The organism is Chitinibacter tainanensis DSM 15459 (genome assembly GCF_000429785.1).
Classification (GTDB): domain Bacteria; phylum Pseudomonadota; class Gammaproteobacteria; order Burkholderiales; family Chitinibacteraceae; genus Chitinibacter; species Chitinibacter tainanensis.
Window position 1 is genome coordinate 459,097 of sequence record NZ_KE386951.1, and the last position, 23,119, is coordinate 482,215.

24 protein-coding genes are annotated in these 23,119 nt (G+C 61.6%); 9 read left to right on the top strand and 15 right to left on the bottom strand.

The window, feature by feature from the left end; translation table 11 throughout:
* Window position 1: 1 nt before the first annotated feature.
* Window positions 2-529, top strand: a complete 528-nt coding sequence (locus tag G482_RS18450; RefSeq protein ID WP_034619528.1) for an NADH-quinone oxidoreductase subunit B family protein — start codon at window positions 2-4, stop codon at window positions 527-529.
* Between the two features lie 24 nt (window positions 530-553).
* Complete coding sequence (locus G482_RS0111565) at window positions 554-982, top strand: response regulator transcription factor (RefSeq protein ID WP_028450155.1); 429 nt, start codon at window positions 554-556, stop codon at window positions 980-982.
* 58 nt (window positions 983-1,040) lie between these two features.
* Here the strand turns inward: G482_RS0111565 and G482_RS0111570 are convergent, their stop codons facing one another.
* Entirely contained in the window at window positions 1,041-1,931 is an 891-nt protein-coding gene (locus tag G482_RS0111570; protein ID WP_028450156.1) for a LysR family transcriptional regulator, read from the bottom strand.
* An 89-nt stretch (window positions 1,932-2,020) separates the two neighbouring features.
* On the opposite strand from G482_RS0111570, the gene G482_RS0111580 reads away from it, so the two are divergent.
* The 3 genes from G482_RS0111580 (at window position 2,021) to G482_RS0111590 (ending at window position 5,348) form a co-directional block, all read left to right on the top strand.
* Window positions 2,021-3,172 carry an Acg family FMN-binding oxidoreductase gene (locus G482_RS0111580; protein ID WP_028450157.1) on the top strand — a complete coding sequence of 384 codons (1,152 nt, stop codon included), beginning with the start codon at window positions 2,021-2,023 and terminating at the stop codon, window positions 3,170-3,172.
* A gap of 245 nt (window positions 3,173-3,417) precedes the next feature.
* The gene (locus G482_RS0111585) at window positions 3,418-4,041 is read left to right on the top strand and encodes a Rossmann-fold NAD(P)-binding domain-containing protein (protein ID WP_028450158.1); all 624 of its coding nucleotides are present in this window, start codon (window positions 3,418-3,420) and stop codon (window positions 4,039-4,041) included.
* A 155-nt stretch (window positions 4,042-4,196) separates the two neighbouring features.
* Window positions 4,197-5,348 (top strand): PQQ-dependent sugar dehydrogenase, encoded by a 1,152-nt coding sequence (locus tag G482_RS0111590; RefSeq protein WP_028450159.1) that lies wholly within the window; start codon window positions 4,197-4,199, stop codon window positions 5,346-5,348.
* A gap of 7 nt (window positions 5,349-5,355) precedes the next feature.
* On the opposite strand, the gene hypE is transcribed toward G482_RS0111590, so the two are convergent.
* From hypE to hypA, 8 genes are all read right to left on the bottom strand, one after another.
* Window positions 5,356-6,405 carry a hydrogenase expression/formation protein HypE gene (gene hypE, locus G482_RS0111595; protein WP_028450160.1) on the bottom strand — a complete coding sequence of 350 codons (1,050 nt, stop codon included), beginning with the start codon at window positions 6,403-6,405 and terminating at the stop codon, window positions 5,356-5,358.
* A gap of 41 nt (window positions 6,406-6,446) precedes the next feature.
* A complete protein-coding gene (locus G482_RS0111600) occupies window positions 6,447-6,752 on the bottom strand; it encodes a hypothetical protein (protein ID WP_028450161.1) in 306 nt (101 codons plus the stop codon).
* Window positions 6,753-6,838: 86 nt separating this feature from the next.
* The gene (locus tag G482_RS0111605; RefSeq protein WP_084414642.1) at window positions 6,839-7,504 is read right to left on the bottom strand and encodes a GNAT family N-acetyltransferase; all 666 of its coding nucleotides are present in this window, start codon (window positions 7,502-7,504) and stop codon (window positions 6,839-6,841) included.
* 220 nt (window positions 7,505-7,724) lie between these two features.
* The gene (gene hypD, locus G482_RS0111610) at window positions 7,725-8,840 is read right to left on the bottom strand and encodes a hydrogenase formation protein HypD (RefSeq protein WP_028450163.1); all 1,116 of its coding nucleotides are present in this window, start codon (window positions 8,838-8,840) and stop codon (window positions 7,725-7,727) included.
* Window positions 8,841-8,847: 7 nt separating this feature from the next.
* Window positions 8,848-9,093, bottom strand: a complete 246-nt coding sequence (locus tag G482_RS0111615; protein ID WP_028450164.1) for a HypC/HybG/HupF family hydrogenase formation chaperone — start codon at window positions 9,091-9,093, stop codon at window positions 8,848-8,850.
* A complete protein-coding gene (hypF, locus tag G482_RS0111620; protein ID WP_245575280.1) occupies window positions 9,084-11,498 on the bottom strand; it encodes a carbamoyltransferase HypF in 2,415 nt (804 codons plus the stop codon). The genes G482_RS0111615 and hypF overlap by 10 nt, the downstream gene beginning before the upstream one ends.
* Entirely contained in the window at window positions 11,447-12,307 is an 861-nt protein-coding gene (gene hypB / locus G482_RS18455) for a hydrogenase nickel incorporation protein HypB (RefSeq protein ID WP_034619669.1), read from the bottom strand. Before hypB ends, hypF begins: the two co-directional genes overlap by 52 nt.
* 89 nt (window positions 12,308-12,396) lie before the next feature.
* Entirely contained in the window at window positions 12,397-12,738 is a 342-nt protein-coding gene (gene hypA / locus G482_RS0111630; RefSeq protein WP_028450166.1) for a hydrogenase maturation nickel metallochaperone HypA, read from the bottom strand.
* Between the two features lie 366 nt (window positions 12,739-13,104).
* Between hypA and G482_RS0111640 the strand changes: the two genes are divergently transcribed.
* Complete coding sequence (locus G482_RS0111640; RefSeq protein ID WP_028450167.1) at window positions 13,105-13,287, top strand: hypothetical protein; 183 nt, start codon at window positions 13,105-13,107, stop codon at window positions 13,285-13,287.
* 42 nt (window positions 13,288-13,329) lie between these two features.
* On the opposite strand, the gene G482_RS0111645 is transcribed toward G482_RS0111640, so the two are convergent.
* A complete protein-coding gene (locus tag G482_RS0111645) occupies window positions 13,330-14,199 on the bottom strand; it encodes a DUF6671 family protein (protein ID WP_051258966.1) in 870 nt (289 codons plus the stop codon).
* On the bottom strand, window positions 14,196-15,113 hold the full coding sequence (locus tag G482_RS18460; RefSeq protein ID WP_051258967.1) for a LysR family transcriptional regulator: 918 nt from the start codon (window positions 15,111-15,113) through the stop codon (window positions 14,196-14,198). Before G482_RS18460 ends, G482_RS0111645 begins: the two co-directional genes overlap by 4 nt.
* A 95-nt stretch (window positions 15,114-15,208) precedes the next feature.
* On the opposite strand from G482_RS18460, the gene G482_RS0111655 reads away from it, so the two are divergent.
* The 3 genes from G482_RS0111655 to cysD are packed head-to-tail and all read left to right on the top strand — an operon-like array spanning window position 15,209 to window position 20,168.
* On the top strand, window positions 15,209-16,699 hold the full coding sequence (locus tag G482_RS0111655; protein WP_028450169.1) for a proton-conducting transporter transmembrane domain-containing protein: 1,491 nt from the start codon (window positions 15,209-15,211) through the stop codon (window positions 16,697-16,699).
* Entirely contained in the window at window positions 16,696-19,248 is a 2,553-nt protein-coding gene (locus G482_RS0111660) for a putative inorganic carbon transporter subunit DabA (RefSeq protein WP_028450170.1), read from the top strand. The genes G482_RS0111655 and G482_RS0111660 overlap by 4 nt, the downstream gene beginning before the upstream one ends.
* Window positions 19,233-20,168: a sulfate adenylyltransferase subunit CysD gene (gene cysD / locus G482_RS0111665; RefSeq protein WP_034619529.1), complete on the top strand. Its 936-nt coding sequence runs from the start codon at window positions 19,233-19,235 to the stop codon at window positions 20,166-20,168. The genes G482_RS0111660 and cysD overlap by 16 nt, the downstream gene beginning before the upstream one ends.
* Before the next feature lie 18 nt (window positions 20,169-20,186).
* Here cysD and moaE read toward each other — a convergent pair whose 3' ends face one another.
* The 4 genes from moaE to moaA are packed head-to-tail and all read right to left on the bottom strand — an operon-like array spanning window position 20,187 to window position 23,108.
* Window positions 20,187-20,645: a molybdopterin synthase catalytic subunit MoaE gene (moaE, locus tag G482_RS0111670; RefSeq protein ID WP_028450172.1), complete on the bottom strand. Its 459-nt coding sequence runs from the start codon at window positions 20,643-20,645 to the stop codon at window positions 20,187-20,189.
* A 1-nt stretch (window position 20,646) separates the two neighbouring features.
* Window positions 20,647-20,895, bottom strand: coding sequence for a MoaD/ThiS family protein (locus G482_RS0111675; protein ID WP_028450173.1), 249 nt, complete (start codon window positions 20,893-20,895; stop codon window positions 20,647-20,649).
* Window positions 20,896-22,089 (bottom strand): molybdopterin molybdotransferase MoeA, encoded by a 1,194-nt coding sequence (locus tag G482_RS0111680; RefSeq protein ID WP_028450174.1) that lies wholly within the window; start codon window positions 22,087-22,089, stop codon window positions 20,896-20,898.
* Between the two features lie 47 nt (window positions 22,090-22,136).
* Window positions 22,137-23,108: a GTP 3',8-cyclase MoaA gene (gene moaA / locus G482_RS0111685; protein ID WP_028450175.1), complete on the bottom strand. Its 972-nt coding sequence runs from the start codon at window positions 23,106-23,108 to the stop codon at window positions 22,137-22,139.
* Between the last annotated feature and the right edge of the window lie 11 nt (window positions 23,109-23,119).

The following is a 23,119-nucleotide window of genomic DNA, read 5'->3' on the forward strand; positions in this document are numbered from 1 at the left end:
CATGCTCAAAAACCTGTGCAAAAAAATGTTCGGCAAATCGATCTGGGTGTATCACTGCAACACCGGCGCGTGTAATGGCTGCGATATCGAAATTCTGAACATTCTCACCCCGTTTTACGATGTGGAGCGCTTTGGCATCAAGCTGGTAGCCTCGCCGCGTCACGCCGATGCGATGCTGATTTCCGGTGCAGTCACCCGCCCGACCTTGCCGCTGGTGAAGCGTGCCTACGAGGCCATCCCCAACCCGAAACTGGTGTTTGCGATTGGCTCGTGCGCCACTGGCGGCGGCGCGTGGTTTGATACCTATAACGTCACCGGCGGGGCCGATAAAGTGTTGCCGGTGAATTACTACATCCCCGGCTGCCCGCCGCGCCCCGAGGCGATTTTGTATGGCGTGGCGCTGGCACTGGGCCTGGTGGATAAACAGGCCGCGCCGGTCGAGCTTAAACAAATGGAATTCCCCATCGATATGTATGAGCGCAACGAAGCCTGGGAAAAGCGCAATGTGATTTACGAGCTACTGAAATAAGCCGCCCGCCGAGTGAGCATCGCCATGAAAAAAATCTTGTTAATCGACAACGACACCGCGCTATGTAACCAGCTAGCCGAGGCGCTGTCTGCGCACGGCTATCAGGTGTGCTGCGCCCATTCGGCCGTGGCCGGTCGCCAGCTGGCACTGCGCGAACAGCCCGATGCCATCATCACCGAAGCCATGCTGGAAACCGACACTGCCGGTTTTGAGCTGGTGTACCAAATCCGCGATGAGCGCGTCGATTCGCGCTACCGGGACATCCGCCACACACCGATTTTGTTGCTAACCGGCATTGATCAGCACACCCACTTTCGCTTTTCGCTGAACGAAAAACAAAGCTACCTACCGCCGATCGCCGGCATGCTGAGCAAACCTGCACAACTGGATACCCTGCTGGCTAAGCTCGAGAGCATGCTGGCCGAAGCCCCGAGCAATACCCTTGCAGGGTAATGCTTGCTAAGCAATACGCCAAAATGGCTTGCGAGCAATACCCTGATATTTTGAAAATTTAGGCCAAGGCTGCCGGTAGTGCCTCGGCCAGAAAATCATACACCGCCCGAATGCGCGCACTGCTGTTGAGCTCACGATGTACCGTGAGCCACAGCGGCAAACGGGGCAGGGGCAAATCGGGTAGCAGCGGCTCAACCTCGGGCGCCGCGCGGCATAAAAATCCGGCCAGAAAACCCACGCCCAAGCCCGCCCGCACTGCCATCCATTGCGCCATCAGATCATCCGAGCGCAGGCCAAAGCGCAGCTGTGCGGTGGGCAGGCCGGCCGCCGCAAAAGCGGCCACCAGTTGATCTTGCTGATCCCCACTAATCAGTGCATGTGTTAATAAATCTGCCACCTCCCGCGGTCGCCCCTGTGCCGCCAGATAGCCTGTCTGGGCGCAAGCCCGCACCGGTACTTCGGCGATTTTGCGCGCGATCAGGCTGGATTGCTGCGGGCGCACCATGCGCAAAGCAATATCGGCCTCGCGGCGCAGCAAATTCGCCTGCGTGTTACTGACCACCAGCTCGATCTCGATGGCCGGATAGCGCTGTTTTAATTGTGCCAGCAGCGCGGGCAACACCAGATACGCCACCGTTTGGCTGGCCGCCAGTCGCACCCGCCCAGCCAGCTCGCGTTCAGCCCCGGTGACCAACCGCCCAAGTTGGCTAGCGCATTCAGCCATGCTGCGGGCGGCAGGCGCCAGATTCAGCGCGGCGGGTGTGGCCACAAGCCCGCGGCCAGTCCGCTCAAACAGCACCACTTGCCAGCGCTGCTCTAGCTCGGCGATATGCCGGCTCAGGGTTGGCTGGCTAATGCCGCTCGCGCGCGCGGCGCCCATCAGGCTGCCCTGCTCCAGCGCCGCCAGAAACGACTGCACATAATCCCAAGGAAAATCGTATTCATTCATTTTTGAATACCTGATTTAAAGTCTTATCCAATTGTGAATAAAACTCTGCCCGCGCACAATCAGCATCACCCTGTTTCGGAGCCGCCAACATGAATCGACGTCAATGGTTACGCCTATGCGCCAGCGGAATGCTGGTGGCCACCACCCTGCCCCTCACGGGCTGCAGCACTGCGCTGCCGGCCGAGGCCATTGCGGCCTGGCAGCCACCGTCCGCCAAGCTGCCGCTGCGCGAATGGGTGCTGGCACACGCCATCCTCGCGCCCAATGCGCATAATCTGCAATCCTGGCTGGTGAATCTGGATACGCCGGATACCATTTGGCTGCGACTCGACCCGCAGCGGCTACTGCCGGCAACCGATCCTTATCACCGGCAGCTGGTGATGAGCCAGGGCACGTTTTTGGAGCTGCTGGCCATCGCCGCCCAAGAGCGCGGCTATCGTGCGGAGATTACGCCGTTTCCCGCGGGCGAATTCGGGCAAGAAGTAGGCGACACCCCGATTGCCCGCGTGCGCCTGCTGGCTGATGCCAGCGTACGCCCCGACCCGCTGTTTGCGCAGATTTTGCAGCGGCATACCAATCGCTCGCTGTATCTCCCGCAAATCCCAACAGCCGCCGCGCTTGCAGCCATTCGCGCCAGCGTGGCGGGCTTGCCCGTCGAAGTGGGGATGGTGGTGGCGGGTGAGCCCAGCATCGCCGAGCACCGCCGCATTGCGCAGCAGGCGTGGGAAATCGAGCTGAGTACGCCCGCCCCGCTGCTCGAATCCTATCGGGTGCTGCGAGTAGGGCCGGACGAAATTGCGGCGCACCGCGATGGAATTAGCCTCAATACCCCGCTCATCCGTTTGCTCACCGCCACCGGCCTCTTTGATCGCAGCCGCCCTTCACCGCCCGAGAGTGCGGCTGTACGTGGGCAGGTGGATGAATTCAATGCCAAGATTGCCAGCACGCAGGCTTTTTTCTGGCTGATCACCCTCGATAATCGCCGAGCCACCCAATTAGCTGCGGGCCGGGCCTATGTGCGGGCACAGCTGGCCGCCACCGCGCAGGGGCTGGTAATGCACCCGCTGCAACAGGCCTTGCAAGAATACCCCGAGCAAAGCGGGCCCTACGCGGCAATCCGGCAATTATTGGGGGTGCACGAAGCCGCGCACACGGTGCAAATGTGGGCACGCCTGGGCTACGCCCCGCCAGTCGAGCCGTCCCCGCGCCGAGGCTTGGCGGCGCATTTACGCCCAGCCTAAGCGCCCACCAATAAGGCAAGGGCTAGCGTTCGCGGTAGACATACCCTGCAATGTATATCCTTTAGGCCATTAACGATCATGGGCTTTAGAGCTATACCCCTAAGCCAACCCCCACATTACCGCCCGGCGGTCGGCAGCACTGGCGGCACTTTTATTCACTGCGCGCGTCTATGCTCTGCTGGCCCAGCAGCGCGCGGGCCGGCGAGTTCAGCTAAGCTAAGACCCATTCAGCGCGGGAGTGAGTGATGAAACTATTAGTCTTCGGTGCCACCGGCGCGGTGGGGCAAGCAGTCTTGCAGCAGGCGCTGGCCGACCCGCGCATTACGGCCGTGATCGCCCCCACGCGGCGCGCGCTGCCCAGCCATACCAAATTGCTGAATCCGCTGCTCGATTTTGCCCAGCTTCCGCGCGATGCGAGCTGGTGGGCGGCCGATGGGCTGATTTGCGCACTGGGCACCACGCGGAAAATCGCCGGCTCACCCGCAGGCTTTGTGGCGGTGGATCGCGATTTGGTGCTGCAAGTGGCCACGCAGGCGCGTCAGGCCGGGGTGCCTTATCTGGCGCTGAATTCCTCGCTGGGCGCCAGCTTGCAGGGCAATCTGTATTTGCGTACCAAAGCTGAGGCCGAAGCGGGCGTGCGAGCGCTGGGCTTTCCGCGTTTGCGGATTGTGCGGCCCGCCTTGATTCAGGCAGCGCGAACTCCACCCCGGCGCGCCGAAGCAGTGGGGTTGTTCGTCTGCGGCCTTCTGGGCCCGCTGATCCCGCGCCGCTATCGGCCAGTGCAACCCGCGCAAATTGCCGCCGCCCTGCTCAATGGCCTGTTTGCGGCAGAGCCAGGGGAAGTCATTGTGGAATCCGATCAGCTCTAAACCAATGGGTATAGAGCTGTATGCATAACAAAATATACCTTACAGACCTATACCCCAGCACACCCCATTAAACACACAGTCATCGTTGCGGCCACAGTGGCACTTTTTGCGCCGGCCCGCGTCTATGCGGATGAGATATCGCCTCGGAGTTGCGCATGTCACGCCTACTGTTTGCGGCCGTGCTCGCGGCCATCGCCCTCCCCACGTTACTGCAGCCAGCGCAGGCCGATGTGCTGCGCATCGCCAGCGAAAAACACGCCTTGCAGGTCAGCATCTTGGCGCAAGGGCTGGCGCATCCGTGGGGGCTGGCGTTTTTGCCCGATGGACGCATGTTGGTCACCGAGCGGTCGGGGCGTTTACGCCTCATTAGCCGCAGCGGCGAGCTAGACCCACGTAGCATTGGTGGCCTGCCGCCGATTGCGGTAATTGGGCAAGGTGGCCTGCTGGATGTGGCCGTGCACCCAGATTTTGCCCGCAATCGCTGGGTGTATCTGGCCTACAGCGGCCCCGAAGGTCAGGGCTACGCCACGCAGGTGGTGCGTGGCCGCCTCAGCGAAGGGGCCGCCGGCCCACGGCTGGACAATCTGCAGCAGATTTACCGGCAACGGCCGGGCAGCAGCGCCGGCCAGCATTTCGGCGCGCGGCTGGCTTTTGATCCGCAGGGTTTTTTATACATTACCCAAGGTGATCGCGGCGACATGCAGCGCGCCCAGCGGCCCGATGATCTGGCCGGCAAAATCATTCGCCTGCATGACGATGGCCGCTTTCCGACTGACAACCCCTGGGCCAGCAGCAAAGACGCCCGCGCCATGATCTACAGCCTGGGCAATCGCAATGTGCAAGGCGCAGCCATTCACCCGCGCACGGGCGAGCTGTGGGCCACCGAACACGGCCCGCAAGGCGGCGACGAGCTCAATATCATTCGCGCCGGGCGCAATTACGGCTGGCCGGTGATTACCTATGGTCGCAATTATGGGCTGGGCACAGCCATCGGCGAAGGCACGCACAAAAGCGGCATGACCCAGCCGCAATATCAGTGGACACCGTCCATCGCCCCTTCCGGGCTGGCGTTTTATCAGGGCAATGCCTTCCCGGCTTGGCGCGGTAATCTGCTGTTGGGCGCGCTGAAATACCAGATGCTGGTGCGGCTAGAGCTCGATGGCGAGCGGGTGGTGCACGAAGAGCGGCTACTGAAAGATCAGTTTGGCCGCATTCGCGATGTACGGGTGGGGCCGGATGGGCTGGTGTATCTGCTCACCGATGAAGACGATGGCAAGCTATTGCAGCTGGCCCCGGCGGCCGATTAAAACGCGGCTAGCAAATGCGCGGCAGCTGCTCGCCATTGAGCCAATCCACCATCCGCCGCCCGCCAAATGCGGTTTCCATCTGCACAAAGGCGTGTTCATCCGCGATCACCTCGCCGATGATCGCCGCATCGCGCCCCAGCGGGTGGCTGCGCATCGCCGCCAGCAGCGCATCGGCATCGGCGGCGGCGCAATAGGCGACTAGTTTGCCTTCGTTGGCCACATACAGCGGATCTAGCCCCAGCAATTCGCAGGCGGCAGCGACTTCGCTGCGCACCGGAATAGCCGCCTCTCGGATCACCATGCCGTGGCCACAGGCGTGGGCAAATTCATTCAGCACAGCAGCGAGGCCGCCGCGCGTGGGGTCGCGCAGCGCGTGCAGCGTGGGCACGGATTCCAGCATCGCCGCCACCAGCGTATGCAGCGCCGCGGTATCGGATTGAATCGTGGTCTCGAAAGTCAGGTTTTCGCGTTGCGACATAATCGCCACGCCATGATCGCCCAACATACCCGACACCAGTATCTTGTCACCCACCTTGATATTTGATGCTTTCAGGTCAATACCCTCAGGCATCACCCCCACACCGGTGGTGGTGATAAACACTCCGTCGCCCTTGCCGGCCTCCACCACCTTGGTATCGCCCGTTACAATCGGCACCCCGGCCTCGCGCGCCGCGGCCGCCATCGAGGCCACAATGCGCTCTAAATCGGCCAGCGCAAAACCCTCTTCCAGAATAAAACCGGCCGACAAATACAGCGGCCGCGCGCCCATCATCGCCACATCATTGATCGTGCCATGCACCGAGAGGCAGCCGATGTCGCCACCGGCAAAAAACAGCGGCGACACCACATGGCTATCGGTAGCCATCACCAGCCGGCCGCCATTGAGGCCAGTCTGCGCCGGTAGCACCGCGCCATCGCCCTGCTCGGCCAAAATGTCATTGGCAAAATGGCGCGCAAACAGCTCATCAATCAACTGCGCCATCGCCCGGCCACCGCTACCATGGCTCATATCAACGCGGCCGTTTTTCAAATCGAGGGGGCGGGTGTAGGTTTTCATGGTAGGCCTGACGAGTATTCAACGATGTAAGGGGTAAAGCGTTATTGCTTTAATTCGGCCAGTACGCTCGAAAAATCAATCTCATCCACAGCAAAGCAAAAATCATCTTTGGCCGTTTTGAGATGCAAATATTGCTTTGCATCTGGCTGGCGATTCTTTTTACGTAGCCAAGTCGATACGACGCCGGCAAGCAGCAAACCTAATGGGCTACCGATATAGTGATTATCCTGTTGCTCAAGCCGGATCGCGCGCTCTTTGGCAGATTCGTAATCCACCCAATACTGCTTGATGTCGCTACGTTTGAATTGAAGACTACCGATTTGAATGAATTTATCCTGCATGCTCATGCCTTACTTTCCTAAAGTGGCAAAAACCCAGTCCAAACACTAACAGAAAAATATCTTAACCACAAAAAAAAACCGCAATGGGTCTTTTAGCTTAAAATAAAAACCAGATCGCTATTTTCACCCACTTTCACAAATCCGTTTTTAACATACATTGCTTTAGGCGAGTCATCTTCGCTTGTAGTTAGATAAACGGTATGACAGCCCGCCTGACTAGCGAGGGTGAGTAAATGCTTCAATATAGCCGAGCCAAATCCCTGAGATTGTCTGGAAGGAATAACAGCGAGATTCTCAATTTTGGCAATGCCGTCATGGATAAACAATTGTCCAGCACCTATTGCTTGACCATTCTGATAACAAAGATAAGCACTTATCGGCCCATTGGCGAGGTAGGCCTCTCCAAGACGCTGGCACCGGCGGATGCAAAAGTCTCTACCCAGCATCGTTTCGTCAAGTTGCAAGTCGCAATCCAGTAGATCGTCTAACATGCTCGTTTGCTGGATTTGGCGAATACTGCAATCCTGCCGAACTTGCATTAAGGCCAAATCAACCAGAGGAAATACGTAAAACCCATTACGAGAATACTGAAAATCACCAGTCAAACTGGATAACAAACCATCACTAGCTACAAAATCGAACACTATTCTGCAGAAATTTCTGCCAGTTTTACGACATAAAAGTAGTTCTTCACAAATCAATGCCTGCAGCCTAGCAGGCGACATGGTTTTGATGTGCGTGTAATTGTGTGCATACATGGATTCCAATTTAGAATCCGAGAAGCGTATTAACTCTGTGCAAACATGGGAATGTGCAAAATTATGCACATAAGCATCTTCGCACTCGAGGATAGATTGATTAATTGACACAATTATCACTTTTTAAAATCAGACACACAGAGGGTCAGCCACTCATTAAGAAACACATTTGTACGAATATTGATTGTCATTGAATTTTCTTCGAATTAAAGCCACATCATCAGACCCTAAACCGCCCATAAGTATAATGCGCCGCGCACGCCCCTTCCGATGAGACCATACACGCGCCTAGCGGATGATCTGGCGTACAAACGGTGCCGAAGACTTTGCAATCGGCTGGGCGTTTGTGGCCGCGTAGGATCGCGGCGCATGCGCAGGCTTTGTGGTCGGGCACCTTTAAATAATCAATCTGGTAGCGCAATTCGGCGTCGAATTGGGCAAATTCAGCGCGAATTTTCAGCGCGCTATGCGGCACTTCGCCCAGGCCACGCCAATCGAAAGTGTCGCGCAGCTCAAATACCTGTTCGCATAGCCCTTGCGCTTTGCGATTGCCTTCGCGCGTCACAGCGCGGGTGAATTCGTTTTCGACCTCGGTGCGGCCGGCGTTGATTTGCTGGATTAGCATCAAGATTGCCTGCATCACGTCCAGCGGCTCAAAGCCGGCGATGACCACCGGGCGCTGGTAGCGCGCCACAAAGCCTTCGTATTGCCCCGAGCCGATCACGGTGCTGACGTGGGCGGGGCCGACGAAGCCATCAATCGCCACCGCGGCAGGGTCTTGTTGCGATTCCATGATGTGCACCATCGCCGCCGGGGTGAGCACGTGATTGCACAGCACGCTGAAATTGGCCAGCTGCAGCCGCTGCGCCTGCAGGATGATGGCGGCAGTGGGGGGCGTGGTGGTTTCGAAGCCAATCGCGAAAAACACTACGGCGCGGCTGGGATTGTCTTGCGCGATGCGCAGCGCATCGGCGCCGGAATACACCATGCGAATATCCGCGCCCTGCGCCTTGGCCTTCAGTAGCGACAAGCCGCCGCTGGCCGGTACGCGCAGCGTGTCGGCGTAGGTGCAGAGAATGACATCATGCTGGATGGCCAGTGCAATGGCGCTATCAATGCGGCCAATCGGCAGCACGCACACCGGGCAGCCCGGGCCGTGGATCAGCCGCACATTGGCGGGGAGCAAATCTTGCAGGCCATAGCGCGAAATCGCGTGCGTATGCCCGCCGCAAAACTCCATCAGCCGGTATTCGCGCGCGGGGTTGACGGTGGCGGCAATGGTCTTGGCCAGCCCACGGGCCAGCTCGCCATCGCGAAATTCAGCAATGTATTTCATGCGCGCCTCACTGATACGGGGCCGGGTTGCTGGGGTCCAGCTGCGCCATTTGCGCAAACAGCGCCAGCGTTTGCTCAGCCTCAGCAGGGTCGAGCTTGCCGATGGCAAAGCCCACATGCACGATCAGATAGTCGCCCACCGCGACCTCATCGACCAAGGCAATCGAGATCACCTTATGCACGCCGCCGACCTCGATGCGTGCCTCGTCGTTTGCCAGCAGCGCGGTCACCCGCGCCGGTATCGCTAAACACATCCTGCTCTCCTGTGCGTATCGGCTTGGCCTGCGGTGCCCAGCCAGCGCTGCGCAACCCAGGCCTGCCCCAGCGCCAAACCGCCATCCCCGCAGGGCATGGCCTGATTAATCAACAACCGCAAACCCCGGCGGCGACATTCGGCCTGTAGGCCACTGAGCAACAGCGCATTTAAAAAACAGCCGCCTCCGCCCGCCACCGTGCGCAGCCCGGTTTGCGCCGCGGCGGCCTCCAACCAATTGGCCAGCGCCACACAGAGCCCGGCATGAAATTGCGCCGCGCCCAGCGCGGGGCTGGCCGCCACGCTGATCTGCTGCAACAGCGGCGCTAAATCCAGCTGCCAGATTTGATTGGGCAAACGCTGCAGCTCATGCCCGGCCGCCGGCGCAGCGACTGGCCCATAGCGAGCCGCCGCACCTTCCAGCAGCATGGCCGCTTGCGCTTCAAAATCCTGCTGCGTGGCCAATCCCAATAAGCCCGCGGCGGCATCGAAATAACGGCCCATGCTGGTGGTGTAGGCTGGTGCGCGGCGCAATATTTGCGCCAACCAGGGCGCGGCGGCCTGGTCGGCAAAGCGGCTGGCAATTTCATCCGCCCGCCCGAGCTGATGCAGCGCCGCCGCGGCCATGCGCCACGGCTCGCGCGCGGCCAGATCGCCGCCGGGCAGCGCCAGCGGCCGCAAATGCCCCAAGCGCTGGGCCTGCGCGCCATCCACCAGCAATAGTTCGCCGCCCCAAGCGCTGCCATCGTTGCCCAAGCCCACCCCATCCAGCGCCAAGCCCAGCACCGGCTCATCGAGCTGATGTTCGGCCAGCACTGCAGCAATATGCGCGTGATGATGCTGCACAGCTAAACTCGGCACTTGCCATTGCGCGGCCAACCGCGCCGCCAGCTGGCTACTGAAAAAATCGGGATGCAGATCATGCGCCACGCACTGCGGGGCAACTTGCAATAGGTGCTGCAAATGCGCGCTAGCCTGCTCTAGCGCGCGGCAATTGGCCACCCGATCTAGCTCGCCAATGTATTGCGAAACAAAGGCCTCGGGCCCGCGCGTGAGGCACAGCGTGTTTTTATAAAAGCCGCCCAGCGCCAAGATGGGCGCTGTTGCCCGCGCCAATGGCAAAGCCAGCGGGGTGTAGCCACGCGCGCGGCGGATAAACTGCGCCGCACCGCTGGCGTCCACCCGCAGCACGCTGTCATCACAGCGCACCACGATATCGCGCTCATGCAGTAACACCGCGTCGGCCAAGCCGGCCAGCTGCGTGAGCGCGGCCTGATTATCAGTAATCAGCGGCTCACCGCGCTGGTTGGCGCTGGTCATGACTAAGAGCAAATCTTGTGGCTCATCCAGCCAGCCCAAGCCCGCCGGCCGGCCGGCCGCTTCATGAAATAGCAAATACTGAATAGGGGTATAGGGCAGCAATGCGCCAAGGGATGAGAGCTGCGGAGCAATACCCGGCAAAGCCTCATCGGCTCCAGCCAGCTTGGCCAACAGCACAATCGGCCGCGCGGGGGAATCGAGCCATTGCTGCTCGGCGGGGCTGATCTGCAGCCAGCCCGCCAGCGAGGCGGCATTGGCCGCCATTACCGCCAGCGGTTTGGCGGCGCGCTGTTTGCGCCGGCGCAGCTCGGCCACGGCGGCTGAATTACGCGCATCGCACACCAGATGAAAACCGCCCAGCCCTTTGATCGCCACAATCTGCCCTGCCTGCAGCAAGGCCAGCGTGTGCGCCAACGCATCCTGCCTCGTGCCGTGGCCAGCCAGCAGCGTGCCAGCCAGATCACAGAGCTGAAGCTGCGGCCCACAGACCCGGCAGGCATTGGGCTCGGCATGAAAACGCCGGTGGCTGGGCTGCTGGTATTCGGCCGCACAGGCCGGGCATGGCGGAAACGGCGCCATGCTGGTGTTGGCGCGATCATAAGGCAGTCGCCGCACCAGCGTGTAACGGGGGCCGCAATCGGTGCAATTGATCAGCGGGTAGCGATAGCGCCGGCTGGCGGGGTCGAATAACTCGGCCAGGCACGCGGGGCACAGCGCGGTGTCGGGGCCAATGCTGGCCTTGGCCGCTGAATGCGCCGCGGCGCTGGCCACAATCGTAAAGCCCGGCGCACTGATCGCCGCCTCGGCAGGCTGCAGTAATAGCGCATCAATGCGCGCCTGCGCTGGAGCTTCCAGCGGCAGGCGCTGGCAAAACTGCGCCACCTGCGGGGCCGGGCCGGCGATTTCGATCGTTACCCCGTCGCCATCGTTGCGCACCCAGCCGCTTAAAGCCAATTCACTGGCCAAGCGATACACATAAGGGCGAAACCCCACCCCCTGCACAATGCCCCGCACACACAGGCGCTGCTGCATGGCTAGCCCCGCTGCTGCGCCCGTCGGCAGCCAGCCAGCAGCCACGCCTGCCATTCGGCAAAGCCCGCGCCAGTTTTGCTCGAGAGCTGAATCACCGGCAAATCGGGGCGCACCTGCCGCGCCATGGCGATTGCCGCCTCGACATTAAAATCCACATAGGGCAGCAAATCGGTTTTGCTCAACAGCAGCAGATCGGCTGCGCGGAATAAATCCGGGTATTTGAGCGGTTTGTCTTCGCCCTCGGTGACCGACAAAATCGCTACTTTGTGCGCTTCGCCCAGATCAAAGGCCGCGGGGCACACCAGATTGCCGACGTTTTCGATCAACAGCAGGCTATTGGCAGCCAAAGTGCCCTCTTGCTGCAGCACATCCAGCGCGCCCGCCACCATGTGCGCATCCAGATGACAGCCTTTGCCGGTGTTGATTTGCACCGCCGGCACCCCGGTGGCGCGAATCCGCTCGGCATCGTTGTCGGTTTGCTGATCACCCTCGATCACCGCCGCCGCGCCCACCCAGCGGCGCAGGGTTTCAACCAAGAGCGTGGTTTTGCCCGAGCCGGGGCTCGAAACCAGATTTAATGCAAAAATCTGCTGCGCCGCCAGCCGCGCGCGGTTCGCCCCAGCTTGGCCGTCATTACTGGCCAGAATATCGATCTCCAGCCGGATCGTGCGCTCGGGGTCTACTTCCGGCGCATGCACCGCGCCCAAGGGGCCAGTGGTCGCTGGGGGTGCGGGCTCGGCCTGAGTTGGCACGCCACCCGCCAAGCGATAGGCCCCCGACGGCCCGGCACCGCGCCGCCGCCGGGGTGGCACCAGGCCATTGATCCGCGTTTCACCATGCCCACATCCGCAGCTGGTACACATCGCTTGCTCCTTGCGCCGGCCTGCGCCAGCTAGATGGGTATATGCATACAGGCCAATTAATGCATAGCCTGCATGCATATACCTACCAATCAGATCACGGCAATATCCAGTACCTGCATGTCTTCGCCCCCAGTAATGCGCAGCGCATAGCCACCACAGTGCGGGCAGGCCTGCCCCACGCGTTGCAAAGCCACCGGTTGCCCGCAGGGCTCGCACCAGGCCGCGCCCGGGGTTTGCTCAACAGTGAATTCGGTGTGCTCCAGCGGCGTGCCGCGCGCGGCCAGCTCGCAACAAAATTGCAGCGTATCGGGCGCCACATGCGCCAGTGCCCCCACCGCCAGCCGCACCTTAGTGACCCGTTGCGCGCCGGCTTGCTGCGCGGCTTGCTCGGCAATGCGGAGTACACGTTCGGCCAGACTTAACTCATGCATCGCGCGCCCCTTATCGCCCCCTGACCACAACAGCCTACCACTGGCTGCCGGCAAAAAAATTGAGCCAAATCAGCGTGCCCACAGGTGTTTCGCCACCGCCACGGCGAAACTTCGCTCCCGCCGGCCGCTATGCCGTGCCGACTAGCACTGCGCGGTCAAGAGAGGTGGCAATAAGTCACAAACTCGCCCGCTACCGGAACTGCGGCGCAAAAACAGCGGTCGATTTAAGCATGAGGCCCCATGCGGCAGGGTACGCCGCCAACACCTCTTGTAGCGCCCCACCATCGCCATTGCCCTTCGTGGCCACCCGAGCGATGGCCGGCTTTGCCGTGCAAACGGTTATTTAGGAGTTAAGGAGTAGCAACCATGCCGATTCAATCTTATGTTTTTGGTTTTGCGATGATTTTTGCCCTGGCGATGCTGGTGGGCGTAATCGGCGCGCTGCTGTGGCATTGGGCCCGCGAAGCGAAACCGATCCGGCTAGCGGGCGCCGGCGCCGCTGTAGCCGCCACCGCCGCGCTGATTATGAGTAACACCGCCAGCGCTTAAGGTGGCCAGCCCTCGCAGCCCGCAGGCGGCGTAGCCCGCGGGCTAAGGGTTGCAGTAATCACACCAGCGCGGATCAGCTGGGGTGTGATAGTGGCGATGCGGTTCGCAGTACCCGCAGTGCGGGCAGGAATAAATCAACGCTTTGGGCTGGGTAGTGGCAAGGCCACAATCAGCGCAGGGCAAGCCCGGCTGCAGTTGCCGCTCGCCAAAGCCAGCCGCGCCACAGGCTGGGCACGCGATGGCCAAACGATGAGCCAAACGGGCGGCCAGCCGGCGCAAGCTGCGCTGACGCGGGGGATGTAAATGCGCGCGCATATCCAGCGCAAGCACCACCGCCGGGCTACCCGCGGCCACATACTCGGCATAGGCCGCCTCCACCGCCGCCACGTTCCGCAGCGCTTTTTGCGCTGGCAAATCACCCGCCAGCGGCCGTAACGTGAGCGCCAGCGCGGGCATCGGGCATTGCGCCAAGCGGGCGCGCAGCTCGGCCCAATTACTGATCATCCAGGCGCCGTAATGCCGCGTGGTAAACCGCCGCCGTTCAGTCAGGCTCTGCCCCGTCTGGGCATCCAGCCACAACAGCCATTCTTCCCCCACCGCCAACTGCGGCCAATACGGATGCGGGCCATAGCTGCCTTCGCTGGCTAGCCAGTAGCGTTGGGCGGGGTAATCAGCCTGCGCCAGCGCGATTTTGGCCTGCAGCATGGCCACGGGCGGGCCGGGGCGCTCGATTTCGCCACTAAAGGTGCCAAAGCGGTCGGTATCAAGCTCAGGCGGACTCCAAAGCTCAACGCCCAGCAGGGCGGCAAAAGGTCGTTGCATCGCGGCGGCCTTGTGATGCCGGCTGGCGACCAGCACGCGCTCGCCGCGCAAGGCAGCGGCACGCGGATAGCGGGGTGGGTGCGCGCTCATGTAATCCCCTTGCGACTGCGGTATTGCGGAATCCACGCCGCCAGCTCGGCCAGAAACGCCTGCGCCGCACGGGAAAGCCGTTTTTTACTCAGATACACCAGCTGCCACTGGGTATGCAGCGGAAAGCCCTCTACCGGCAAAATCGCCACTTCATCTTCTTGCACCGGTAAACGGTGCAGGGTGTGCCGCGACAAAATCGACACCCCTAGCCCGCCTGCCACGGCCTGTTTGATGGCCTCGTTGCTACCGAGCTCCATCCGCACATTGAAGCTCACCCCCGCGCGCGCCTGAAATGCCTCTAGCGCAATGCGGGTGCCCGAGCCCGGCTCGCGCATGATAAAGCGCTCTTGGGCAAATTCGGCCAAGGTAATTTGCGCCTGTGCGGCCAGCGGATGGGTGGGCGCAGCAATCGCCACCAGCGGGTTATCCAGAAAAGGCTCGCGCACCAGCTCCAGGGTTTCCGGCGGTTTGGTCATGATGTACAGATCATCGAGATTGTCTTCGATCCGCTCGATGATGCGATCGCGATTGGCAACTTCCAGCTTTACTTCAATGCCCGGGTATTTCTGGCAAAACGGCCCCAGCACCCGTGGAATAAAGTACTTGGCCGTGCTCACCGCCGCCAGCCGCAAGGTGCCGCTGTGCAGGCCGCGCTGGGCGGCGATGTCTTCTTCAAACGCTTTCCATTGCTGATTCATTTGCTCGCTGGTGTGCAGCAAAGCTTGCCCCGCCGTGGTGAGATACACCTTACGCCCCATGGTTTCAAGCAAGGGCTCGCCCACGGCTTCAGTGAGCAACCGGATCTGTTGCGACACCGCTGGCTGCGTGAGAAACAGCTGCTCGGCGGCGCGGGTAAAGCTGCCGGTTTCGGCTACTTTGGCAAAAATCTGCAACTGCCTGAGGGTTACATTCATAAGTAAAAGTTATGCAAAACAAAATTAATCGCAATTTCTAATTATGCCACTACTTTTTTATCATGGCTGCATCTGCAATCAACGCGAGAAGTTCCATGCAGCCTACTGTTTCTTTTCTACCGCTCGGGCTTTGGCTAGGTGCTCTGGCGCTGTCGGTGGCGCTGGCCAGCGCCCAGCTGTTGCGCACCAAGCCGCTGTTTCTACATTGGCATAGCCGTTTGGCGGCCATTGCTGCGCTGGCTGCCTTGGCGCAACTAGCCCTACCGCAAGCCGCCCACAGCTGGCCACTCAGCACCAGCCCGATTGCTTGGCTGCTGATTAGCCTGGTGTTGGGGCTGGGCACGATTGTGCAGCGCTTTAGCCTGCGCTTTTTGCACGGCGATCTTGATCAAGCCCGCGCCCTGGCTTGGCTCACACTCCTTACTAGCGGCACTTCGCTGGCCTGGGCCAGCACCGATAGCCGCCTGCTGCTACTGGGCTGGGGGCTGGCGCTGTGGGCGCTGTTCCGGCTGATTGGCCTCGCCCGTGACTGGCCGGCCGCACAAGCCGCAGCCCGCTATGTGGGGCTGTGGCTGAGTGTGGCCTGGCTGGCACTGCTGGTCTTGGTGGTGCTCGTGCAGCAGCAAACCGGGCACTGGCAAGTGGGCTTGCCTACCTCACTGGCAAGCTGGCCCGCCTGGGCGATTCAAACTGCGGCAGCCGCGCTGCTGCTGGCCGCCTTAATCCCTGCTGCGCAGTGGCCTGCCCAGCGCTGGCTGCTGGCCACCATGGTCGCCCCTACGCCAGTATCGGCGATTATGCATGCGGGGCTGGTGAATGCCGGCGGGATTTTGCTGCTGCACTACGGCAGCTTGCTGGCCGCCGCCGGCTGGGCGCAAGTGTCGCTGCTACTGCTGGCCGTGTGCTCGATCTTGCTGGGCAGCGGTATGGCGCTGGTACAGGTTGATGTAAAACGCCAGCTGGCCGCCTCGACCGTGGCCCAGATGGGCTGCATGCTGCTGCAATGTGCGCTGGGCGCTTACCTAGCGGCGCTGATTCACTTGCTGCTGCATGGTTTGTTTAAGGCCAGCCTGTTTTTGCAGGCCGGTGGCACCGTTAGCCCCGAGCGACGCGCCGTCAGCCTACCGGCTTTCCCTAAAGTACTGCTGCTAGCCGCGCTGGTGATGATCGGCCTTTTCGCCCTGCACCCAGCCTACGCCGCGCAACCTGCCGGCTGGCTCAGTGCCCTGTTGCTGGCCTGGGCGCTGGCGCAAGGATTGGCCACGCTACCGATCTGGCAATGGCGCAGCCTGCCTTTCTGGCTTGTGAGTGTCGGTGGTTTCTTTGCCGTGCAAGCCGGTTTGCACGCCTTGCTGCCGGCACCAGCCGCGGCCCTTAGCGCACCGGCCAATGGCTGGATTTACCTCAGCGCCGCGCTGCTGCTGGGTGGTTCGGCCGCCTTGCAATACCTGCTGCAGCGCCCACGCCATCCACTGGCACAGCGCCTGTACTGGCAGCTGATTAGCCTGAGTGAAGCGCCTCGCCACACCCTCGATATGCATCCAAACCATCTGGCGCGCCGCGCCCAACAAGGAGTACTGGTATGAACGCCCCACTGTCGTCGCAAGCATTGCAATCACTCCAGTCTGCCGATCTCACCCCGGCGCTGGTCGAGGCCGCCGCGGTGGTGGTGGCGCCACAATGGCCGATCGCCACTTTTGCCGCCCGCAGCCCCTGGCAGGACGTGGAAGACCGCAGCTTTGATGAAGTGGCCCGCTGGTTTGCCCACCACAACGCCAGCACACTGTATCCAGCGCGCGCCCACTTGCCCGAGCTAGATGCCCTGCCGGCCAACTCGCCGCTCTTGCTGCAGCTTCTGCGCCGCTGGCTGCGCGAGCATGATTTTCCGACCGATGATCTGCTGCCGCTGCGCTTTTGCAGTGCGCAGCTCCTGCCTGCGGCAGGCACTACTGCTACCCCTGCTGCGGATTGGTCGGCCCTACTCGACACCCTGCCAGCCATCCCAGCGCCCAGCGCCCCCGGTTTGCATAGCCGCGCCACCCGTCTCGCGCAGGCTGGGCAGCCCGCCGCTTTGCAACTACTGGAAAGCACCACGCAGCGCTGGGCAAAGCTCTTTATCGCCCGCGATAGCCGCAGCTGGGGCTTGGCCGAGGCCGATTTATACCGCGCCTGGCAGCAACAGGCGCAGTATGATCCGCAGCTGCCCGCTGCCGTGCGGCGCAAACTGGCGCAGCTACCCGCCAGCCCCGAGATCGCACTGCAAGCCGCATTGGCTCAGCTTGCCAGCCCGGTCGAGCAGCTGGCCTATCTGCAAGCACATCTACTTGCGCAGCCAGGTTGGGCCGGGATGCTGCGCTGGCTGGGCCGCCGCGCTGCAGGTGAAATCAGCGCGCTCACCGATTACCTGGCGCTGCGGCTCACGCTCGAAGCCGCCCTGACCGAAGGGCTGCCTCTACCCGGCAGCGCACCCGCCGCAACTCTTGATCCACTACCGCTGCTAGAGGCCTGGCAGCGCCATGCGCAGCTGCAGCCTGCCGATTGGGCGGCCTTTAGCCCAGCGCAAACCGAGCAATACCTGCGCCTAGCTCACCGCTTTGATGTACTGGCGCAATGCCGGCTGGGGCTGGAAATTCGGGAAGCGCAATATCGCCAGACGCTGCAAAATACCCTCAGCCAGCCAGCCGCGCCCAACCGCGCGGAGGCCCCAGTCGCCCAGCTGGTGTTTTGTATCGATGTGCGCTCCGAGCCGCTCCGCCGGGCCATTGAGGCCAGCGGCCGCTTTGCCACCTATGGCTTTGCCGGCTTTTTTGGTCTGCCGATCAGTACCCGCGAGCTAGATAGCGAGCACACCCACGCCGCCTGCCCGGTGATTTTGGCGCCACAGGCCGAAGTGAGCGAAACCGCCGCCCCGCATGAGCGCCAACGCTATCGCCTAGCGCGGCAGCAAAACCAGCAACGCCAGCTGGTACAGCAGCAGATCAAACACGACCCCTTGGCCAGTCTGGCCCTGCCAGAGCTGGCGGGGCATTGGCAAGGGCTGCAAATGCTGTGGCAAAGTTTTATTCCTGCCCGCTGGCGCCAGCGCTGGGCCCGGGGCGTGCGCAAGCCGCAAACCCGCCCCACCGTGGGCGCGCATGGGCCGCAATCGGCGGCTTCGCTCGCCCAGCAGGCCGAATGGGCGGCCGGCGCACTCAAAGGCATTGGCCTTACCCGCGAATTTGCCCCGCTGGTGGTGATTGCCGGCCACGGTAGCCATAGCCGCAACAACCCCTACGCCGCCAAGCTCGATTGTGGTGCCTGCGGTGGCGCGGCCGGTGGCTTTAATGCGCGAGTGCTGGCCGCCCTATGTAATGACAGCCTGATCCGCGAGCGCTTACTGGCGCAGGGTATCGCCATCCCGGCACACACCCGGTTTATCGCCGCCGAGCACCAGACTTCGCTCGATACCTTGCACTGGCTCGATGCCGCTCCGCACGAGGGGCCGGCGGCCGAAGCTTGGCAGCAGCTGCAGGCGGCACTGCCCTTTGCCTACGCTCAGCTCAGCGCCGAGCGGCTGCCACAACTGCCTAAATTGGCCGGTGAAGCCGACCGGGCTGATGAGGAAGCCCTGCGTCGCGCAGAAGACTGGAGCGAAGTGCGCCCCGAGTGGGGTTTGGCCCGCAATGCGGCCTTTATCATCGGCCGCCGCAGCTGGAGCCAGGGCCACAATCTACAAGGACGTGCCTTTTTGCATGGCTACCACTGGGCCGAAGACCGCGAGGGCAGCCTGCTGGCCGCGATCGTGGCCGGGCCGGTTACTGTCGCACAGTGGATCAATCTGCAGTACTACGCCTCGGCTGTCGCGCCGCATTATCAAGGTAGCGGCAGTAAGGCCACCCAAACCGTTACCGCCGGGCTGGGGGTGATGCAGGGTAATGGCAGCGATCTCCTGGCGGGCTTGCCGTGGCAAGCCGTAATGGCCGACGACCACACGCCCTACCATATCCCGCAGCGGCTACTGGTCGTGATCGAAGCGCCCAAAGCACATGTCGAACAACTCTTGGCCCAGCTACCCGCCTTTGCCACCAAAGTGCGCAATCAGTGGTTGCTGCTGAGCTCATATGATCCGGAGAGCCAAACATGGACCGACTGGTAATCCCCGCCGCCCAGCTGTCGCATCTGCGGCAGCTGGAAGCCGAGGCCATCCACATCCTGCGCGAAGTGGTGGCCGAATTTAGCAAGCCCTGCATGTTTTACTCGATTGGCAAAGATTCAACGGTGATGCTGCATCTGGCGCGCAAAGCGTTCTGGCCGGGCAAGGTGCCGTTTCCCTTGCTGCATGTCGACACCACCTGGGAATTTCACGAAATGGCGGCCTTTCGTGACCGGCTGGCGGCGCAACACGGGCTCGAGATCATCGTGCATATTAATCAGGCGGCACTGGCCGAAGGGGTGAATCCGTTTACGAGTGGCTCGGTGAAATACACCGATGCGATGAAAACCGATGCGCTCAAGCAAGCACTGGCGCAGCATGGTTTTGATGCCTGCTTTGGCGGCGGACGGCGCGATGAGGAAAAAAGCCGGGCCAAAGAGCGGGTGTTTTCGTTTCGCGATCAGCACCAGCGATGGGATCCGAAAAACCAGCGCCCCGAGCTATGGCAGCTGTATAACAGCCGGCTAGATCCGGGCGAAAACATCCGCGTCTTTCCGCTCTCGAACTGGACCGAACTCGATATCTGGCAGTACATCTGGCTGGAAAACATCGACATCGTGCCACTGTATCGGGCGGCCGAGCGGGATGTAGTGTGGAAAGATGGCACCTGGATCTGTATCGACGATGAGCGCATCCTGCCCTACCTCATCCCGGCCGAGCGCGCCAGCATTAGCCGGCGCTGGGTACGCTTTCGCACCCTAGGCTGCTACCCGCTCACCGGCGCAGTAGAAAGCCGCGCTAGAACTTTGCCGCAGATTATTCAGGAAATGCTGCTCACCACCACCAGCGAGCGACAGGGCCGCCTGATCGATACCGATCAATCCGGCTCGATGGAGCGCAAAAAGATCCAGGGCTATTTCTAGCTGGCCGCACGCCGGGGCTTAGGTTTCCCAGCGTGCGCGGGCCTGCTCATCGCTCGCGCGCGCCTCTACCCATGCTTCACCGTGACGGGTGATTTCTTTTTTCCAGAATGGCGCGGCGGTTTTTAGATAATCCATCAGGTAGCGATTGGCCTCGTAGGCTGTATCCCGATGCGGGCTGGCGGTCAGCACCAGCACGATTTGCTCGGCCGGCGCCAAGCGGCCCACGCGATGAATAATCGTCACCGCATCAAGCTGCCAGCGCGCGCGCGCGGCCTGCACCAGCTGTTGCAGCGCGCGTTCGGTCATCGCCGGGTAATGCTCTAGATGCAAGGCATGCAGATCCGCATTGGCACTCAAATCGCGCACCCGGCCCACAAACATTACCACCGCGCCGATCTGCGGCTGGCCAGCCAGGCGCTGGTATTCGTGGGCGACATCAAAATCGGCGCTTTGTACGCGAATGACATCCTGCTGCATCTTAGCCCCCGGTGACCGGTGGAAAAATCGCCACTTCGGCCCCAGCCGGAATCGCATCATCCAGCTGCGCCATTTCTTGATTAATCGCCACCCGAAACACGCGCGCCCCACCCAGCTCGGCCTGCCAAACACCGCCGCGCGCCACCAGCAGCGCAATTAAATCCCGCACGGTAGCCGGTGGCGTGGCCAGCGTTTCGCTGGCGCACCCCAGCACATCGCGCAGGCGGGCGAAATACAAAATCGTCAGCATTTAGCCCTCCAGCGCGCTGAGCGGAATAAACGCCACTGGATCGCCACGCTGCACGGTAGTGCCCGCCGGAATATCCACCAGCCCTTCAGCCCAGACCAGCGAGGTGAGCACCGCCGAGCCTTGGTGTGCAAATAAGCTCACCTGCCCCGCCGGATTGCGCCGCGCACGGAAAAACTCGCGCCGATCACCCGCGCGCTTGAGCTCAAAATCGGCCGGCAGCGTCATGCGCGGCGGCGCCAGCTCGCTCGCGCCTTGCCGCGCCAGCATAAACGGGCGCACCAACATTAAATACGTCACCAATGCCGACACCGGATTACCGGGCAAGCCAATAAAATCAGCGTTGCCAATCCGGCCATAGGCAAAGGGCTTGCCCGGCTTGATGGCGATTTTCCACAGATTAAGTTCACCGAGGTATTGCACGGCAGCCTTGATATGGTCTTCCTCTCCGACCGATACCCCCCCGGAGGTGAGCAAAATATCGCACTGCTCGGCCGCCGCCGCCAGCGCCGCCACCGTGGCGTCGAATTGATCGGGGATCACGCCCAGATCGACCAGTTCGCAGCCCAAGGCCTGTAGCTGGGCCAGCAGCGTATAGCGATTGGCGTTATAGATTTTGCCTGCGGGCAAAGGCTGGCCGGGCTCGACCAGCTCATCGCCACTACTCAGTAGCGCCACCCGCAGCGGGGCGAACACAGTCAGTTGCGCAATCCCGAGCGAGGCGGCCAGCCCCAGCATGGCCGGGCTCAGTCGTTGGCCGGCGCGCAGCACCACTTGCCCGTGATGTACATCTTCGCCAATGCGGCGGATATTCGCGCCCAGCGGCACCGGCGCGGCCAGCTGCAGCGCCTCACCCGCCAGCGTGCAGTGCTCCTGCATCACGACCGCATTGGCGCCAGCGGGGATGGGCGCACCAGTAAAGATTCGCGCGGCCTCACCGGCGGCTAAGGCATGCCCAACCGCCCCGGCGGCAATGCGCTGGGTAATCTGAAAGTGCGTTGTTGCTGGCGCGGCGACCGGAATATGCAGCGCATAACCATCCATCGAGCTGTTATCAAAGCCTGGCACATTGATGGGGGCAATCACATCGTGCGCCAATACTCGGCCACGCGCCGCGGTTAAGGGCAGTAATTCGGTGCGCGTAGCCACGCGCGCCTGGGCCAGCAATTGCGCTAGGGCCACTTCAAAATCAAGCATACAATCGGTTCCTGAAAAGCATATTCGGTGTGGGCGAGCGGCTGCGCTTAGCCACCAGTTTGCGACATAAAGCGGATTAATTTGGTGGGCTGCTCGTTAAATTCGTGGCGCTCGGGCTTGAGCTCTATCGCCGCGATAATCACGGCATCGAGCTCGGCATCGCTGATGCCGCTGCGCAGCAAGGGGCGTAACTCCACCGTGCTTTCCTGCCCCAAACACAGGTATAAAGTGCCATCCACCGTCAGCCGCACCCGATTACAGGTGGCACAAAAATGCTGTGAGCGCGGGGTGATAAAGCCAATCTGCGCGCTGCCATCCGGTGTTTGCCAATAGCGAGCCGGGCCACCGCCCAATTCCAGCGCCTGCGGCACCAGCTGATAGCGGGTCACCAACCGCTCCCGCACTGCGCCCAGCTCCAGAAATTGCGTACTGCGGCCGGTATCGCCCAGCGGCATCGCCTCGATCAGCCGCAAAATATAGCCATTGCTCAAAGCAAAATCGGCCATGGCTTCGATTTCGGCCTCATTCACGCCCTTCATCGCCACCATATTCAGCTTGATCGGGCTCAGCTCGGCGGCGCGCGCGGCCGCTAGCCCGGCCATCACCTGCGCCAGCGCATCGCGGCCGGTAATGTCTTGCATGCACTGCCGATCCAGCGTATCAAGGCTGACATTAATACGATTCACCCCGGCGGCTTTCAGCGGCTGGGCGTATTTGGCCAGCTGGGTGGCATTGGTAGAGAGCGATAAATCGCGCAGCCCCAGCGCTTTCAGCTGCGCCGCCAGCGCGGGCAGATTGCGCCGCAACAGAGGCTCGCCGCCGGTAAGGCGCACCCGCTGCACGCCCAGCCGCACAAATGCCGCCACCACGCGCTCGATTTCGGCAAAGCTGAGCCAGTGGCTTGGCTCTTCAAACTGGGTAAACCGCGCTGGCAGGCAATAACTGCAACGCAAATCGCAACGATCGGTGACCGATACCCGTAAATAATCAATGGTTCTACCAAAACGATCTTGCAACATGCTTTTATCAA

Coding starts and splice junctions, on each gene's coding strand:
- G482_RS0111675 (WP_028450173.1), bottom strand. CDS start 20,895: ATGCTGACGATTTTGTATTTCGCCCGCCTGCGCGATGTGCTGGGGTGC.
- G482_RS18450 (WP_034619528.1), top strand. CDS start 2: ATGCTCAAAAACCTGTGCAAAAAAATGTTCGGCAAATCGATCTGGGTG.
- hypB (WP_034619669.1), bottom strand. CDS start 12,307: ATGTGTACCAGCTGCGGATGTGGGCATGGTGAAACGCGGATCAATGGC.
- G482_RS0111660 (WP_028450170.1), top strand. CDS start 16,696: ATGAACGCCCCACTGTCGTCGCAAGCATTGCAATCACTCCAGTCTGCC.
- G482_RS0111605 (WP_084414642.1), bottom strand. CDS start 7,504: ATGTATGCACACAATTACACGCACATCAAAACCATGTCGCCTGCTAGG.
- moaE (WP_028450172.1), bottom strand. CDS start 20,645: ATGCAGCAGGATGTCATTCGCGTACAAAGCGCCGATTTTGATGTCGCC.
- moaA (WP_028450175.1), bottom strand. CDS start 23,108: ATGTTGCAAGATCGTTTTGGTAGAACCATTGATTATTTACGGGTATCG.
- G482_RS0111580 (WP_028450157.1), top strand. CDS start 2,021: ATGAATCGACGTCAATGGTTACGCCTATGCGCCAGCGGAATGCTGGTG.
- G482_RS0111590 (WP_028450159.1), top strand. CDS start 4,197: ATGTCACGCCTACTGTTTGCGGCCGTGCTCGCGGCCATCGCCCTCCCC.
- hypD (WP_028450163.1), bottom strand. CDS start 8,840: ATGAAATACATTGCTGAATTTCGCGATGGCGAGCTGGCCCGTGGGCTG.
- G482_RS0111655 (WP_028450169.1), top strand. CDS start 15,209: ATGCAGCCTACTGTTTCTTTTCTACCGCTCGGGCTTTGGCTAGGTGCT.
- G482_RS18460 (WP_051258967.1), bottom strand. CDS start 15,113: ATGAATGTAACCCTCAGGCAGTTGCAGATTTTTGCCAAAGTAGCCGAA.
- G482_RS0111585 (WP_028450158.1), top strand. CDS start 3,418: ATGAAACTATTAGTCTTCGGTGCCACCGGCGCGGTGGGGCAAGCAGTC.
- G482_RS0111615 (WP_028450164.1), bottom strand. CDS start 9,093: ATGTGTTTAGCGATACCGGCGCGGGTGACCGCGCTGCTGGCAAACGAC.
- G482_RS0111565 (WP_028450155.1), top strand. CDS start 554: ATGAAAAAAATCTTGTTAATCGACAACGACACCGCGCTATGTAACCAG.
- cysD (WP_034619529.1), top strand. CDS start 19,233: ATGGACCGACTGGTAATCCCCGCCGCCCAGCTGTCGCATCTGCGGCAG.
- G482_RS0111680 (WP_028450174.1), bottom strand. CDS start 22,089: ATGCTTGATTTTGAAGTGGCCCTAGCGCAATTGCTGGCCCAGGCGCGC.
- hypA (WP_028450166.1), bottom strand. CDS start 12,738: ATGCATGAGTTAAGTCTGGCCGAACGTGTACTCCGCATTGCCGAGCAA.
- G482_RS0111640 (WP_028450167.1), top strand. CDS start 13,105: ATGCCGATTCAATCTTATGTTTTTGGTTTTGCGATGATTTTTGCCCTG.
- G482_RS0111600 (WP_028450161.1), bottom strand. CDS start 6,752: ATGAGCATGCAGGATAAATTCATTCAAATCGGTAGTCTTCAATTCAAA.
- G482_RS0111645 (WP_051258966.1), bottom strand. CDS start 14,199: ATGAGCGCGCACCCACCCCGCTATCCGCGTGCCGCTGCCTTGCGCGGC.
- hypF (WP_245575280.1), bottom strand. CDS start 11,498: ATGGCAGGCGTGGCTGCTGGCTGGCTGCCGACGGGCGCAGCAGCGGGG.
- hypE (WP_028450160.1), bottom strand. CDS start 6,405: ATGAAAACCTACACCCGCCCCCTCGATTTGAAAAACGGCCGCGTTGAT.
- G482_RS0111570 (WP_028450156.1), bottom strand. CDS start 1,931: ATGAATGAATACGATTTTCCTTGGGATTATGTGCAGTCGTTTCTGGCG.